Below are 13,520 nucleotides of genomic sequence, written 5' to 3'. Positions count from 1 at the left end.
AAGAACTTTATATAAAAAGAGATTTTAGCTGCTCTTAAAAGTTGGAGCAAGCTTTGTTTGTATATGCTTAGATATCGAATAATTATGGCTGGCTGCTCAAATTGTCTATCAAATTATCTCTTCGATCCTGAAACCGCGACGCGCGAGATTTTCTGGAACATTAGTTCACCGATCAACAAACTTGCCCTCTATGGATTACTTGCAATCGCCACAGTCGTTTTTGCAATCGGAATAATCGGCCGCATTCAACTCTGGGCCAATGGAACTCGGGAACCATTTTATCAATTCAACCCGAAGCTAGCCTGCAAGCGCCTGCTTAATTCAGTGTTCCTCCAGAAGCGTATAAGTCGCGAGAAACGCGCTGGAACATTTCACGCCTTTGTCTATCTTGGATTTCTTGCATTACTTTTCGCGACAACAGTTGTTTTTATCGATGAAGACCTGGGAATAAAAATTTTCCGGGGCAGATTTTATTTGCTGACCTCGTGGTGCGCTGACGTCTTAGGTTTTATTTTTCTTGTTGGCGTAGTGCTCTTTTGGCAAAGACGCATCAAAGAAAAACCTCCGGGACTTGATTCCACTTTTAAAGATTATTTTATGCTGGTATTACTGGCGATCTTACTGGTGCAGGGATTTTTGCTTGAAGGATTAAGGATTCGCGCCACAAACGACGCTTGGGCGATTTACTCCCCAATTGGACTGCTCGTTGCCAAGTTTTTCTGGGGCTTGCCGCCAAGCATTGTCACGGCGCTACATTTTATCACCTGGTGGGTGCATGCAATTACGTTTTTTATATTTTTTGCAGTTTTACCTTACACAAAATTCCTACACATTATCTCCAGCAGCGCCAATTTGATCCTCTCCAAGCAAGCACGGCCAAAAGGCGCCTTGAATTACCCGGGTGATATGGACAAAATTCTTGAAGCTGCAGCCGAGAGTGAAACAGGTGACTTTAAATTTGGCATTGAAACAATCCGGGATCTCTCCTGGAAAAATCGTCTCGCCCTTGACGCCTGTACTGCCTGCGGTCGCTGCCAAGATGTTTGCCCAGCTTACAATTCGGGCAAGGTGCTCTCACCAAAGTGGTTGATACTTGATTCGAGAAATCACTTACTTAAACTCGAAAGTAAAAATGAGCTTGACGAAATTGCTCCCCAGCAAAGCTTTCTAGCCAATCTCAGAAGATACAATCAAAAACTTTTAAGTAAATTTTTCCTGCCACAACTGGATGACTTACGTCCAAGCGATCGCGGACCTAATCTACTCAGCCAAAATTCGGCGCTAGCAATCGGCATTTCTCCACAAGCAAAACTCGCCGGGGAAGTAATGGACGAAGACGTTTTTTGGTCCTGCACAACGTGTCGCGCTTGCGAAGAAGCTTGTCCCGTAGGAATTGAGCATCTCAGTTTAATCACAGATGTGCGCCGCAACCTGACGCTTGTGCAGGGAAGTCTGCCCAGCGAGGCTCAATCAAGCCTAAAAGCAATTGAGCTTCGAGGTAATCCATTTGGACCAGCTGAGGAGCGATTTAACTGGGCCGAAGGCCTTAACGTTCCTGTCGTTGCCGCAGGTCAAGAGGTTGAGGTGCTCTATTGGGTTGGTTGCATTTCAGCATACGACAGACGCAAACAATCCATTGCGCGCTCGATGGTAAAAATCTTAAATGCCAGTGGCCTCAAGTGGGGAGTTTTGGGTGAACGGGAGTGTTGCACTGGTGACCCAGCGAGACGGCTCGGAGAAGAAAATTTATATCAATCACAAGCTAAGCAAGCACTCGACGTGCTTCAATCTATCCAAGTCCAGACGATTGTCGCGAATTGTCCACATTGCTTCCATGCTCTCAAAAATGAATACCCTGACTTACGTCCATCCTGGGCAACAAACCAAATTGAAATTATTCATCACAGTCAATTCGTTCAAGAGTTAATTAAGAACGCAAAGCTGACAATCCGTGAGCAAGATCTTGGTTCAGTAACTTTTCATGACCCCTGCTATCTTGGGCGTTACAACGATCGTTACGAAGAACCGCGGGATGTTTTAGTGCAGCTTGGCGGCAAGAATACTGAAATGCAAGATCATCATCGTAAATCAAAGTGCTGCGGTGCTGGCGGTGGTCATTTCTGGATGGATCTCAAAGTTGGTGAGCGCGTTAATGTTCAACGCATGACGCAAGCACTAGAAACTGGAGCAAAAACAGTAGCAACAGCTTGCCCGTTTTGTATGCACATGCTTGAGGATGGCGCAAAACTTAAAGACTTAGCAGGCGAGATTACGATTAAAGATATTGCCGAGCTTGTCGCTGAGCGACTTTAAAACTATGCGCCGCTCGGGGTGATCTTTTGGATTAGTTCCCAGCAGGCACTGACGGCATAGCAGGAATCTTCCCCACATCTTTTCCCATCTGCTTGGCAAAATCACTCATATTAAACTGCATGCCGTTTAAGCCCGGGACATTTTCCATACCAACAAGCCGCATATCGCCAGGCTTCATCCCCGCAGGGCAATTACCAACATATTTGCCTTGGCTTTTCATATTCATCGGGCCATGTGCAGATTGAATATCGACTTCATTTGTATAAGTTGTTTCATTCAAGAATGTAATTTTTGCCTTGGTCGTCGAAGCTTGTCCTGAAAAATTGCACTTTGTATTTACAATATAGGATTTCCCTTCTTGCTTATACTGCGGCGCTTCGCAGCCAGTCATGCCTTGCCTTGATTGGTCAAACATTCGCTGCTGTGTAGCCTCATCAATGCAAAACTGCGCACGCGTTGGCTGTGGCATGCCTGGCATGTTTGTTGTAATTTCCCACTGCCCAGCTTTTAATTTCGGGAACTCAACGGCAGGATTAGCTTTTGCAGTGTTAGCCATTAAAATAAGTCCTAAACAAGTTGTGATCACGATTTTTTTCATCTGCTTGCTCCGAAAAATTAACACTATCTTTATTGCTTTTGCTGTGCTCTAGGCGCTCAGTTTAAAAGTTTGTAATCGCTCTACTTCATGAGCTGAGCCGATAATTAAGGGGCTGCGCTCATGAACAGTTGTAGGTATAACATCAAGAATGTTTTTTGCGCCATTAGTTGCTTTTCCCCCAGCCTGCTCAGCAATCAAGGCCAGTGGGGCGCATTCATAAAGCAAGCGCAGCTTGCCGTTTTTGTTTTTCTTGTCTGATGGATAAAGGAAAATCCCACCTTTAAGCATAATCCGATGGAAATCAGCGACAAGTGAGCCGACGTAGCGATGCGAGAAAGGTCGCCCCTCCCCTTCAGCTGAAACATAATCAATATATTTCTTCACGTCCTCATCCCAATTGACATAATTTCCCTGGTTGCAACTGTAAGATTTTCCGGACTGTGGCATTTGCATGTTTGGATGCGTGAGCACAAATTCTCCGATCTCATAATCGAGGGTAAATCCGTGCACACCTGTTCCCGTCGTATAAACAAACATGCAGCTTGATCCGTAAACGACATAGCCTGCGGCAACTTGTTTTCTTGTTTGTTGTAGAAAATCGTGCGTATCGGTATCGGATCCACGGGCGATGCGTTTATAAATTCCCCAAATTGATCCAATCGCAATATTCGTATCAATATTTGATGACCCATCAAGAGGATCATAAGCAACAACGTAGCCCGAATCTTTACTGCCACTTGTGGCTTTAAAAACTTCTTCGCGCTCCTCAGAAACAAACGAAGAGAAGTGTCCGGTGCGTCCGAGCACAAGGTCAAAGACTGAATCTGCATATTCATCTAACTTTTGCACTTCTTCGCCCTGGACGTTGGTCTTCCCGGCCAGTCCTGTAAGCGATGTCAGCCCGGCACGTGACACTGCACGGGCAATAATTTTTGCGGCAAGTGCAATTGATCCAATTAATGAGGAAAACTGCCCCGAGGCTCCGGGGTGCTTTGTTTCTTCATCGAGAATAAATTGATCTAGTGTTTTTGGTGCTTCAAAAGCTGTAGTCATAGCTGGTTATTTGCCTGTTTTTTAAGATTTGTGGAAACAGTTCTTATAATTAGCTGAGAATTATAGGAAAAAGAGAGAAGTGACTGCCATCTTTAGCGATAACCTTAGTCATAACCTGGGTGGCGGCCACTTCTTCTCAGCTTTCAAGTTTGCAGCGATGTTAGGCCGGTTGTAAGGCGGCATCACTATCTGCGGCAATGGCGGCAGCAAGTGCCGATTCGATCTCTCTTATACGGAGTAAAGGCTCGATGCATAGAGCTTGCGCTTTACTGTCGCCGGAAGCCTGTGCCGCCCGGAAAGCGGCTTTCGGCTGACCGTTATCCAAGAAGCTTTGGGTCAAAACCGTGAAGGCTTGACTGTCAAGAGTGATGCCGGCTGCTTCAGCCGCCTCAAGATACTCGTCGTACCAGCCGCCGACAATACACCGCTCGATGAACACCTCGAGGACATCCTTGTTTTTCGATCTGCGCGCTGCGGCCAGGGCCGCAGCGCGCAGTTTTTCGTTCCAAGAGAAACTCTCGTGTGCCAGATGGCGGCGCATGCCATCAATCATGACCTGCGGATCAGGAGACACTCCGGAATACTCGGCAGCTTTCATGACCTCGTGAAACGAGTGGGTCGCCAAGGCAGCATCGATATGGCGCTTTGCCACACGATGATCAAGTGCACGGCCACAAGCTTTGTACAACTTGAGTGCATCGAGAATCATGCCGTGACGCAAGCAGGCTTCGCGGACACGCTTCATTGCGTCTTTGTCTCCGGAAAGGGTTGCAGCTTCTGCGGCATAACCCATTCCGTACGACTTGTCTTGCTCCAACAGGAACTCCGCACAGGCCATGAGTCCCTCCTTGGAGAGAGTAAGGTTGGCTTTGCCGGCAAGTTCTTGCGCACGACTCAGGTCACCTTTACGAAGCAGTTCGAGGAGGTATGTTTCCAAGGCACTGTAATCAGGCGCAATCTTGGCCGCGGCAGCTGCCTTGCAGCCATCGTCGACACAACCTCTTCCGAAATTCTCCGTCATGCAGGCTCTGAGATCGCTCTTGGTAAGCCGGTAGCTAATTCGCTGGGCCAGTTCTTGGGCCAGTTGAAGTCGTCCATTTCTCAAGAACGCTCTGATGCAGGAGATCTGGCCCCGTCGATCCTTGAGAATCCGCGCAACTTCGAAAGCCTCCCAATAGTTGCCGCGTTTCTTCAAGAGACGGAAGCAAGTTTTCAGTGGACCGGTTGGATAGTACCAGGTCGTACCAGGTAAATGTGCCTTACGTGTGGCTGCGGTTGCTGCTTCGAGTTGGCCATGATTCAGGCAAACCTCGCAGCAAACTTCTAGTGCCTCGCGGTCACCGGGGTCGTCTTGGGTCGGGGTCTTTGCAGCTTCAATCGCGGCAAAGATCCGAGTATTCCTAGTGGATTTTTCCTGTGCATCTAATGCTAGACAACCCTCGCAAAACTTTCGAATGGTTTGATATTGATATTGAGACATGATGTTTTCCAGACACAACTCCGCTATTCCTACGGAAAGCTGTTCTCTTCTTAAGCTACGTCAAGAAGAGAACAGCTTTAAAAAAACCTTTAAAATATAGCAGTCACACCTCAGAGAGATTCCTGGAAAAAATTTCTGCAAACAAATGCGAGAAAACCTGTTGAGATGTGATGAATTTGTCTACCGGGATTGAATTTTTAAAGAGCAAATAGGATGCCAGGAGATAGCATAAAAGCTGGTAAACCTCAATTCTACTCGCCTTGTTCCGTTACCGGCAATTCAATGATAAAAGTCGCCCCTTCCATAGGATTAGCACGCACACGAATAAAACCATTATGATCATTTACGACTGTGCGCACAATCGAAAGCCCAAGTCCCGTACCGCCCTTTTTTGTTGTCACGTAAGGCTCAAAAATTTGCTCGACTTTCGCCTTATCAACCCCAATGCCGTTATCTTCAATCTCAACTTGCACAATTGATAACTCTTCGAGCAAGCGCGTGCGTAAACAAATCGCCCCACCAGACCCAGTGCTAGACACGGCGGCAAATCTCTCCTTGATACTTTCACAGGCGTTTTCAAACAAGTTCACCAAGGCGCGCTTAATCTGCTCGCGGTCAAGCTGCATAATGGGCAGTCGGCTACACTCCATTTCGAAGCGAATATTGCCATGTGCAGACTTATATAAACTCACTACTTCAAGCGCAATTTCATTTAAATCCACGGCAGCCCGCTGCAGACGCGGCATCCGTGCAAATTGTGAAAACTCGTTGACTAGTTTTCGCAACGTCTCAACTTGAGAAATAATCAAATCAGCACTCTCCGAAAACGTCTGTGTATCGATTTCAGATTTGGCAATTTTACGCTTAATGCGCTCGGCGCTAAGTTGAATCGGGGTGAGTGGATTTTTGACTTCGTGCGCAATGCGACGTGCTACTTCACGCCAGGCGGCAAGACGCTGCGCACTTAAAAGCTCAGTTACATCATCAATTAAAACAACATGTCCAAGTACCACATTGTGATCATGTTCACTGACGAGGACACTCAGCGTAACCTGCAAGTCTTTAACGCGGTCCTTTCCAGGAAGCGCCAAGGCTGATACTCCAACTAGTTCATGGGATTCGGCAATTTCAGCACGCAATTCCCTTAGCTTATCGACAAAAACTTGAGGCAACACTTTTGACTCTTGCTCACCGATTACGCGTTCAGCCCCACCACATTCTAAAATTTCTGCAGCTTCATGATTAATTGTCGTGACCTGTCCTGTAACAGCAACCGAGATCACGCCAACTTCGACAGTTGCCAGCACCGCTTCCATGTAACGCCTGCGCTCTTCAAGCTCAGAAGTTGTATTCTTTAAATCAGAAGTCATCTGGTTAAATGATTTAGTTAAGATCGAAAGCTCATCATCACCAGCCTCAGGCAAGATAATATCTAGATTCCCGCGGGCAACCGCTGAAGTGCCCTCGAGCAACATGCGCATCGGCCCGACCAGACTTTTTGCCAAATAAAACCCCAGCCAAATCGCCGTAAAAACTACAAGTAGAGAAAAGATCGATAAAGTTAAAAAATAGCTTGAATATAACGGGCGCTTAAACAGTAAAAGTTCCCGATACTCGTCAGTGCCATCAACGATCGTTGAAAGATAGGACAAGACCTCCTGTGGGAGCTTTACGGTGAGCACTAAAATCAAAGCTGGCGAACTTTCCCCGGGACAAAGCACAGGGTAATACCCACGAATTAAATCGCCCTCGGGTCCGGTTTTAGCCGTCCCTAGCTTCACTAAAGCCAGATTCTGCTCAGACAATCCCTGATTGCTATTTGCCAAGCCGCTTGATAAAATCGTCGCGCCATTTTCATCAAGGAGCAGCGCCCCGGCGCTTAATTCCTCAGTCTGAGTGAAGGTTTGAGCAATTTTTTTATTCAGCGTTGCCTCAACCAGGCTGCGCTTAGCAGGTGATTTCCCACAAGTGCCGTCGCGCACAAGTTCAGTTTCAAATTCAAGACTGATACGCTTACCTGCCTGACTCAGCGCATTTTCCTGTTGTTCGTAGTACAGCCGTGCAACCTCAAAAGCATCGTCAACGGCTTTCGAAACTTTGGGCGAAAACCACGAGCGCATTAACGATTCAAATGTGCCTTTGGCAAAGGTAAAATAAATTCCGGCGGGAATTAATGTGAGCAGCACAAAAATTGAGACTAATCGCGAACGTAGGCGGGAGCCTAAAATTTTTCTGCGCCTGTCTAAAATCAGTTTAACCACGTTTCTGAAAATCAAAAACGCTAAAATCAGCAAAGCAATAATATTAACGTTGATTAAGAGGAAAAAACCAACGCCCGACCCAAGTGGTTCATCCCCACCAGCGCGAGAAACGTATAAAAGATAGGTGGCAAGTCCAATTAACCCGAGCAATAAGGTAATCGGAATTGGATTTAATTCCTGCTCTTTTGTCTCTGGGATTTCATTTGACTTCATCTGCGTAATTTACTCTGTGTAATTACTACGATCAAGCCTGCTCTTGACTGATTGCCGAAATCAACATTGTTTAAGCTTGTAGCCTAGGTCGTTTCACTTTTTGGCGCAGTATCAACACGGATCATTTCGAGATCCATTCGACTCGTTTCATGTTCATTTATATTCACATGAAACTCACACAGGATGACAAATCGCTGCCGGGTCGTTTGGTCCGTTAAAAGTTCAAAGCAAATTCAAGTGCAAACTAAGCTTAGAACTGTATTACTTCTCAAAAAGTGGCAGTGGGCTAGAACTAGCAACTTTCTTACGCCCGAGATGCTCATAGGCGCGCTCTGTAACTTCGCGACCACGCGGTGTGCGGATAATAAAACCCTGCTGCAAGAGATAAGGTTCGTAAACATCTTCAATTGTGCCGCGGTCTTCACTCATCGCTGCTGCAATTGTTTCTACGCCAACAGGGCCACCGTAAAATTTGTCAATTACTGTTTCAAGCAAGAGCCGGTCCATTTTATCAAGCCCTAAGGCGTCAACCTCAAGCAAGGCCAGTGCTTGCACAGCCACCTTACGCGAGATTGTCCCATCCGAATATTCTTCTGCAAAGTCACGGGCACGTTTTAATAGGCGGTTAACAAGGCGTGGAGTTCCACGCGAACGCTGTGCTAACTCTTCGGCCCCACCGTCTTCGATCTTCACACCAAGAATTGTCGCCGAGCGCTTAACAATTTGTGCGAGTTCTTCAGGCTGATAAAAATCAAGTCTTTCCACAATGCCAAAGCGATTTCTAAGTGGTGATGTGAGAAGCCCAATGCGGGTTGTCGCGCCAATCAAAGTAAAAGGTTTTAAACTCAAGCGGACCGATCGTGCTGCAGGGCCTTGGCCGACGATAATATCAATCGCCGAGTCTTCCATGGCTGGATAGAGAATTTCCTCAACAACTCGGTTTAAGCGATGAATTTCATCGATAAAAAGCACATCCTTTTCACTAAGCCCCGAGAGAATCGCAGCTAAATCACCAGGCCGTTCCAACACAGGACCAGAAGTAGCCTTAAACCCTACTCCAAGCTCCCGTGCAATTACTTGAGCAAGAGAAGTTTTTCCTAGACCAGGGGGCCCATAAAGGAGCACGTGATCCAGAGCATCACTCCTGCGACGGGCAGCAGAAATTGCGATTTGAATATTCTCTCGGACCTTACTTTGTCCGATATACTCATCGATCTGCCTTGGGCGTAGATTGTTCTGAAAAGTATCGAGGTTCTCGTTTACCACCGGGTCGACGTAAGATCTAAAGGCAAAACCCTCCTGGCCATAAAAGCTTTGATCGTCTGCCGGCGATGGAACTACTACTTCATCTGACATAATGCTGTCAGAATAGTTCGTTTATTATGGTAAATGCAATATAGAAATAATTGTGAGTAATTGTAATGTAGAAAGAGTACTTCAAGCGTAATTGCAGGTTACAATTTGCGCGCATTCCTTGGAGATCCATTTGACTGCTCTTCTCGCCAAAAATGGCTCGTCGCTTAGCTCAGGATGACACGAATAAAGAAAGATAAAACCAGGGAACGTCAATGCAATTTGCATTACCCCAAATGGAGTAGTGCTTCCTTTAAAACTTCACCGGCATCGGAATGCTTCTCGGCAGATAAAGCCGAAAGGGCACTATTCACAGCACGCTCAGCACGGTCCAGACTAAAACCAAGCTTTTCGAGCGCCATTACCGCATCCGATCGACTACTTGCCGGAGTTTGCGAGCGAACGATTTTTAAGCCTGGGGTAGCTGCCGGTTCAAAACCATCGAGGTTGCTTAAATTACCCTGTGCCATGGAACGTACTAATTCACGGAGCTCAATAATAATTCGTTCAGCCGTTTTCTTGCCGATGCCTGGAATATTGGTCAAAGCACGTAGATCCTCACGCGCAATCGCACCAAGTAGCTCTGCCGGCGTTAAGACCGAAGTAATTCCTAGGGCGATTTTTGAGCCAATACCCTGTACACGCTTAAGCATTAAAAACATTTCGCGTTCGCTATGATTTTGAAATCCATAAAGCGTAATCGCGTTTTCTTTTACATCTGTATAAACAATCAGTTCAGCCTTCGAACCAACTGGACCTAGCACCTCGAGTAAACGTGAGCCAATTTGCACCTCGTAGCCAACGCCCTGCACCGCGAGAATTACCCGGTCTTGCGTGCGCATTGAGATATTTCCCGACAAACTAGCAATCATAACTACTCGGCATTAGTTGAAACGTTCATCACATCGTCCAACTCATCAAGCATTTCTATCAATCTTTCCATCTGCTCTGCATTTTTACCTTCTAACGCAACGCGCGTGGCCGGAATCATCGTCACTTCAGCAAGTTCAGGGCTAAGTTTACCGGCATCAATTGCCGTTTTCACATTAATAAAATCTTGCTGTTCGCAGATCACCTCCCAAAGCTCGCCTGCGTCGCTGACATCCTCAGCACCTGCTCCTAAGACAAGTTCCAATAAGGCCTCTTCCTCGATCGCTTCTTTTTTAACCGCAATTAATCCTTTCTTTTTAAACATCCAACCCACACAACCTGCCTCACCAAGCGCACCACCACATTTTGTAAAAGCATGGCGCACTTCGCCGACTGTACGATTGCGATTCTCGGTAATCGTCTCAACCAAGACAGCAACACCCCCCGGGCCATAACCTTCATAGGTTACTTCTTCTTTTTGCTCTGCTCCCTCACCACCAAGGGCGCGCTTAATTGCACGATCCACTGTGTCGCCAGGGAGATTACAAGCCTTGGCTTTATCTAAAGCCAGTCGCAACCGGGGGTTACTCGCCGCATCGCCACTTTTCCCCTCGCGCACTGCGACAGAAATTTCATGAATGACTTTAGTGAAAATCTTGCCGCGTTTTGCATCGGCAGCACCCTTCTTACGCTTAATTGTGCTCCACTTAGAATGACCTGACATTTTACTTCCCTACTAAATGATCGTTTATCTCTTGTTGCATATCAGCAAACTCAGCTCTTGATCCAGCTAGAAATTCCCCGCCATGGGTTCTTCGTGTTACTGCTATTTGTGTCCCTCAGGGGTAACTGATAAATCAATCTCTGGTCCCTGCACGGACCTTACTCATTAAACTTCTTTTGAATTAAAAATTCAAAAGAAGTCTATTAAGGATTTTAAGCAATAATGGCAAGGAAGAGGCGCAAACGTTCGCGTAAAAAACGCATGCTTCGAGGGTTTTTGGCCCTCTCTGCCATGATTATGCTCTGTCTCTGGGGCAGCTCGGTTTTTATGCGTCGTCTGGTGATTTATAAAATCCACGAACGCAATCTGGAAGAGTCTTCCTTAATCTTAAGTCGTGCATTCCCGCTTCACCTCGATCAACAGGTCAATGCGGTTAAACTCTTCGATCGTCTAGCACGCCTACAGTATTCAAAAGTCGACTTAAATACACTCGAGCTTCAACCTGGACAATATCAGGAGACCCCAGACGGAATCCGTATTCATTTACGTTCATTCATTTCAGCCGATACTGGAAATGTCCCCAGCAAACTAATTGATATCGCAATTAACGCTGGCAGTATTCAGACCCTGTATGACCGCAAAGCCCAACGCAATCTCTCTCAGGTCAGTCTGGAACCGGAGCAATTAAGCATCCTTGGCTCTGAGGGAAGTCGCATCAACTCGCAATTAACTCTAAGTTCTTATCCCAAGAGTTTAATCCGTGCGATTTTAAGCATTGAAGATGAGCGTTTCTATTACCATTTTGGCATCGACCCAATAGGCATTACTCGGGCGATTTTTACCAATATCCGTCGCGGCGCCTTTGTCCAAGGAGGTTCGACTTTAACTCAGCAGTTAGCAAAAAACTTATTTTTTAACTCCTGGCCAGGAGTTCTACGTAAGCCTTTTGAGGCAATTTCTGCCGTGCTGATTGAGCTTGGATTTAGCAAAGATCAGATTCTTGAATTTTACTTAAACGAGGTTTTCCTAGGTCAAGAAGGCAACACTGCAATTCATGGCTTCCAGCAAGCAAGCCGTTACTTTTTCAACAAGCAAGCACCGGAATTAAGCTTGGCAGAAGCAGCACTCTTGGCTGGCCTGGTTAAAGGCCCAACGCGCTATTCCCCGCGCCGTCACCTTGAGCGCGCCGTGCAGCGCCGCAATCTTGTACTACAAAAAATGCTCGAATTAGAAAAAATTTCAAAATCCGAATACGACCAAAGCGTGCGCCAGAAAACCGTGATTGCGAAAAACACCAATTTCGCCTCACCGGCCCCATATTTTCTGGATTATCTCAAAAAATCAGTGCGTGACTATTTAGGCGATATTTTAAACACAAAAAATCCGTTGAAGATCTACACCGGGCTTGACCGTGAATATCAAAACTGTGCCGAGCAAGCGTTGAGTAGTACTTTAATCCAACTTGAGAAAGCCTATCCACATCTAGGCAAACACAAACTTCCGGCGCAGGCGGCACTTGTTTCGGTTGTGCCCCAAACTGGCGAAATCCGTGCCTGGGTCGGTGGACGAGACTACGCAAAAAATCAGTTCGATCACGTCAATTTAGCATCACGTCAGCCGGGATCGACTTTTAAACCCTTTGTTTACTTAACGGCACTTGACCGCAAGCTAAATCAATACCGCGTTGCGCGCACGACTAGTCTCCTGAGTGACGAACCGACTACAATTAACATTCCCGGATCAGGCCCTTGGTCTCCTGCAAACTATGACCATAAGTACCGAGGCGACGTAACGCTACGGTTTGCTTTAATGCATTCTTTAAATTTACCAACAATTTATTTGGCGCAGAAAATCGGCATTGATGCTATTGCGCAGACTGCCGCTGCCTTTGGTTTTGGTACAAATCTCCCACGCGTGCCAGCGCTGGCGCTTGGTGCTGGAGAAATTAGCCCGCTCAGACTGATTCATGCCTATGCAGCCCTAGCAAATGGTGGTACAGCAGTGACACTTAGACCAGTATTAGCTGTTGCAGATGGCGAGCAACTCTCTCACCGAGCTGCAATTTCTGAAACGCAGTTGGCGTCACCTGCAGCTGTATATGTGCTCACGACGATTCTTCAAGATGCTGTAAATTCAGGGACAGGAGACGTAATCCGCAGCATGGGCTACCAAGGTGACGCGGCAGGAAAAACTGGAACGACAAATGATTTGCGTGATGCTTGGTTCGCTGGCTTTACTCCAAATTTAGCGACCGTAGTCTGGCTGGGTTTTGACGATAACACGCCACTGCGACTTACCGGAGCAAAAGCAGCTGCGCCAATTTGGGCCTCATATATGCTCTGCGTGAAAGGCCTTGAACCGGAGGGCAGATTTATTCCACCACCAGGAGTGACTTTTAAGGAGGTTGATAGTCAAAGTGGAATGCTTGCAACCGAAGATTGCGAGCAAGAAAGTGTCGTCACAGAGGTTTTCGTTGAAGGCACAGAACCGGTTACTGAGTGTCGCCTGCATGGTGGACGGGGTGGCAGAGATTACGAAGGTGACGATCACGGCGACTTTGGTTCAAATCAAGCTCTGCATCGACGTAGTTGGCTTGACCGATTGTTGGGGAATTAGAGCAATTCGCGATTCTATGTAGCAAAATAGTGAATTGCT

9 protein-coding genes are annotated in these 13,520 nt (G+C 46.7%); 2 read left to right on the top strand and 7 right to left on the bottom strand.

All coding sequences use genetic code 11. The annotated features are described in order from the left end of the window. Positions 1-63 precede the first annotated feature (63 nt). Entirely contained in the window at positions 64-2,313 is a 2,250-nt protein-coding gene (locus JNK13_02700; protein MBL7661640.1) for a respiratory nitrate reductase subunit gamma, read from the top strand. Between the two features lie 31 nt (positions 2,314-2,344). Here the strand turns inward: JNK13_02700 and JNK13_02695 are convergent, their stop codons facing one another. The 7 genes from JNK13_02695 to JNK13_02665 all read right to left on the bottom strand — a co-directional run bounded on the left by JNK13_02695 (position 2,345) and on the right by JNK13_02665 (position 10,865). Next, the gene (locus tag JNK13_02695) at positions 2,345-2,911 is read right to left on the bottom strand and encodes a DUF3617 family protein (GenBank protein ID MBL7661639.1); all 567 of its coding nucleotides are present in this window, start codon (positions 2,909-2,911) and stop codon (positions 2,345-2,347) included. A 48-nt stretch (positions 2,912-2,959) separates the two neighbouring features. Beyond that, on the bottom strand, positions 2,960-3,964 hold the full coding sequence (gene fbp, locus JNK13_02690; protein MBL7661638.1) for a class 1 fructose-bisphosphatase: 1,005 nt from the start codon (positions 3,962-3,964) through the stop codon (positions 2,960-2,962). Positions 3,965-4,124: 160 nt separating this feature from the next. Next, positions 4,125-5,444: a hypothetical protein gene (locus JNK13_02685; GenBank protein ID MBL7661637.1), complete on the bottom strand. Its 1,320-nt coding sequence runs from the start codon at positions 5,442-5,444 to the stop codon at positions 4,125-4,127. A 251-nt stretch (positions 5,445-5,695) separates the two neighbouring features. Beyond that, complete coding sequence (locus JNK13_02680; GenBank protein ID MBL7661636.1) at positions 5,696-7,918, bottom strand: HAMP domain-containing protein; 2,223 nt, start codon at positions 7,916-7,918, stop codon at positions 5,696-5,698. Between the two features lie 261 nt (positions 7,919-8,179). Further along, entirely contained in the window at positions 8,180-9,274 is a 1,095-nt protein-coding gene (ruvB, locus tag JNK13_02675) for a Holliday junction branch migration DNA helicase RuvB (protein MBL7661635.1), read from the bottom strand. 224 nt (positions 9,275-9,498) lie between these two features. Next, complete coding sequence (ruvA, locus tag JNK13_02670; protein ID MBL7661634.1) at positions 9,499-10,143, bottom strand: Holliday junction branch migration protein RuvA; 645 nt, start codon at positions 10,141-10,143, stop codon at positions 9,499-9,501. A gap of 2 nt (positions 10,144-10,145) precedes the next feature. Beyond that, complete coding sequence (locus JNK13_02665; GenBank protein MBL7661633.1) at positions 10,146-10,865, bottom strand: YebC/PmpR family DNA-binding transcriptional regulator; 720 nt, start codon at positions 10,863-10,865, stop codon at positions 10,146-10,148. Between the two features lie 222 nt (positions 10,866-11,087). Here JNK13_02665 and JNK13_02660 point away from each other — a divergent pair, with 222 nt between their 5' ends. After that, complete coding sequence (locus tag JNK13_02660) at positions 11,088-13,481, top strand: PBP1A family penicillin-binding protein (protein MBL7661632.1); 2,394 nt, start codon at positions 11,088-11,090, stop codon at positions 13,479-13,481. Positions 13,482-13,520: the final 39 nt, after the last annotated feature.

The organism is bacterium, assembly GCA_016786595.1.
GTDB lineage: Bacteria > Bdellovibrionota_C > UBA2361 > SZUA-149 > JAEUWB01 > JAEUWB01.
Note: the sequence above shows the minus strand (reverse complement) of the source record. Positions and strands in the feature narration are given on the sequence as shown.

What these genes read in the sequence shown, in the direction of transcription:
- JNK13_02700 (MBL7661640.1), top strand. Translation starts at nt 64, where the DNA reads ATGCTTAGATATCGAATAATTATGGCTGGCTGCTCAAATTGTCTATCA.
- JNK13_02695 (MBL7661639.1), bottom strand. Translation starts at nt 2,911, where the DNA reads ATGAAAAAAATCGTGATCACAACTTGTTTAGGACTTATTTTAATGGCT.
- fbp (MBL7661638.1), bottom strand. Translation starts at nt 3,964, where the DNA reads ATGACTACAGCTTTTGAAGCACCAAAAACACTAGATCAATTTATTCTC.
- JNK13_02685 (MBL7661637.1), bottom strand. Translation starts at nt 5,444, where the DNA reads ATGTCTCAATATCAATATCAAACCATTCGAAAGTTTTGCGAGGGTTGT.
- JNK13_02680 (MBL7661636.1), bottom strand. Translation starts at nt 7,918, where the DNA reads ATGAAGTCAAATGAAATCCCAGAGACAAAAGAGCAGGAATTAAATCCA.
- ruvB (MBL7661635.1), bottom strand. Translation starts at nt 9,274, where the DNA reads ATGTCAGATGAAGTAGTAGTTCCATCGCCGGCAGACGATCAAAGCTTT.
- ruvA (MBL7661634.1), bottom strand. Translation starts at nt 10,143, where the DNA reads ATGATTGCTAGTTTGTCGGGAAATATCTCAATGCGCACGCAAGACCGG.
- JNK13_02665 (MBL7661633.1), bottom strand. Translation starts at nt 10,865, where the DNA reads ATGTCAGGTCATTCTAAGTGGAGCACAATTAAGCGTAAGAAGGGTGCT.
- JNK13_02660 (MBL7661632.1), top strand. Translation starts at nt 11,088, where the DNA reads ATGGCAAGGAAGAGGCGCAAACGTTCGCGTAAAAAACGCATGCTTCGA.